General features: G+C 65.1%; 3 protein-coding genes. 1 reads left to right on the top strand and 2 read right to left on the bottom strand.

The window, feature by feature from the left end; genetic code table 11:
* A partial coding sequence (locus tag WA965_RS16820) for a hypothetical protein (protein ID WP_526447833.1) occupies positions 1 to 492 on the top strand: 492 nt, incomplete at its 5' end.
* Positions 493 to 892: 400 nt separating this feature from the next.
* Here WA965_RS16820 and WA965_RS16825 read toward each other — a convergent pair.
* Together WA965_RS16825 and WA965_RS16830 are read right to left on the bottom strand one after the other, a co-directional pair.
* The gene (locus tag WA965_RS16825) at positions 893 to 1,267 is read right to left on the bottom strand and encodes a hypothetical protein (RefSeq protein ID WP_526447835.1); all 375 of its coding nucleotides are present in this window, start codon (positions 1,265 to 1,267) and stop codon (positions 893 to 895) included.
* A gap of 30 nt (positions 1,268 to 1,297) precedes the next feature.
* A complete protein-coding gene (locus WA965_RS16830; RefSeq protein WP_139278527.1) occupies positions 1,298 to 1,501 on the bottom strand; it encodes a hypothetical protein in 204 nt (67 codons plus the stop codon).
* Positions 1,502 to 1,653 lie beyond the last annotated feature (152 nt).

A 1,653-nucleotide genomic window follows, 5' to 3' on the forward strand; every position in this document is an offset into this window, starting at 1 on the left:
GAGCAGACCGATGCAGCAGAAAACGCCGCCGAGCAGGCCCGCATCCAGGTCGAGGAGCAGAAGGCCGCGCACCGCGCCGAACTCGACGAGCTCGACGCACGCCAACGCGCCGAAATCAGTGCCCTGCAGGACACCCACGACACCATTGTGGCCTCGCTCAACACCAGTCACCGCGAATCGATCGACCGCTACGACGAGAAGGATCGCCGCCGCGAGGACGAGCTGGTCGAGCTGCGCGCCGAAGCGAAAAGGTTGCGTGCCGATCTCGCCGCCGAACGCACCGCACGCCAGGATGACAACCGAACCAGCGCAGCAACACTCACCCAGCAGCGCACCGACGCCACCAAACGTGAAGCCGAGCTGCGCCGCGACTACACCGAACGCATCGACGAACAGAAGACGATCGCCGCCGATCTGCGCGAAGAGATCTCGTTGCAGCGCGCCGAACTCGATCGTCTCCGTGGCCTCGAGGAAGACCGCCGCCACAACTGAAAGGCCGGGTCAGGTGCGGTCATGCCGGGGAGTGGGCGTCCCACTGCGCTACCTCGCAGCCTCCGGCGTTGCCCCATATGGGTCACCAAAGGGGGTCGTACGAGGACGCCGAGTCTGACACGCTGGGGACCCCCGTCCAGTAAAACCACGGTCGCAGGCTCCCAAGACGTGGTTTGACAGTCCACCCTCGTCATGTCCGATCGCTACGTCTCATCCGAACCTCGAAAGGATCTCGCCATGCTTCCAGATCGGCTCTCCGCCATCGCCTCCGCTGCCCTGAATCGCGGCGCAACGAGCGCCACCCACAACCTGGGCGGACTGCACGCGGACGTGCGCCACGCCACGATGTGCGGGCAGTGGGTCACAGCCGAGCAGCTCGACACCCGCACCTGGGAAATGCCTACTCGGCAAGCACCGCACCGACGAAGCTATCGAACCTCTCAAGCTCTAGGCCGGACGGCCCCGCCCACACCGGGCGGGGCCCAACCCGTCCTGGTCGGGGGTCCGGACCCTCGTCCAGCTCATTCACACGAATGACTGTTGCCGGAACCAACCCGAGAAGGTTCAGCGGGGCGTCGACCGCGAAGTTCGGATCTGACAGTCCGTTAATGATCGAGAGCAAGTCGGCGAACCGCGCCGCGTTGGTCGGGCGGACGTTGGCGTGCATCATCTCGAACGCGTCCACCGCTTCGGGGGAACACAGTTCAGTGAGGATCGCCAGCTCCAGACTGTCGATCTCCGACAGCGCGGTGGTGGAGGATTCGGGTGAACTCATGGTGTGTGTCCTTCGGTGAGGTGAGACAGGTCAGAGGGGTAGTCCGGGGGTGAGGGGCAGGGAGGTGACGATGGCACCGACGAGGCACCCACATGCGATCGTCGCCAGGCGTCTGTTGGTGCGGTCCTCCCAATAGGCCTCGGCCACGAACACCTTGCGTAGCAATCCAGCAGCCCACGCGAGAAACGCGACCACAACCAGTAGTAAGAACACCCAGCGTAGGGCTGTCGTCAACAGGTCCATCATCGGTCAGCGTCCGAGATCGTGTGCAACGCGCGGCTGCGGGGATTGCACCGGTGGCGTCGCTTCACGTGGGTGACTCGGTCGGCGATTGAGCACAGCCCGCAAGGAGGGCGTCGCCATCGACGGCGTCGAGGGCTGGCCGG

The organism is Mycobacterium sp., from assembly GCF_049683935.1.
GTDB lineage: Bacteria > Actinomycetota > Actinomycetes > Mycobacteriales > Mycobacteriaceae > Mycobacterium.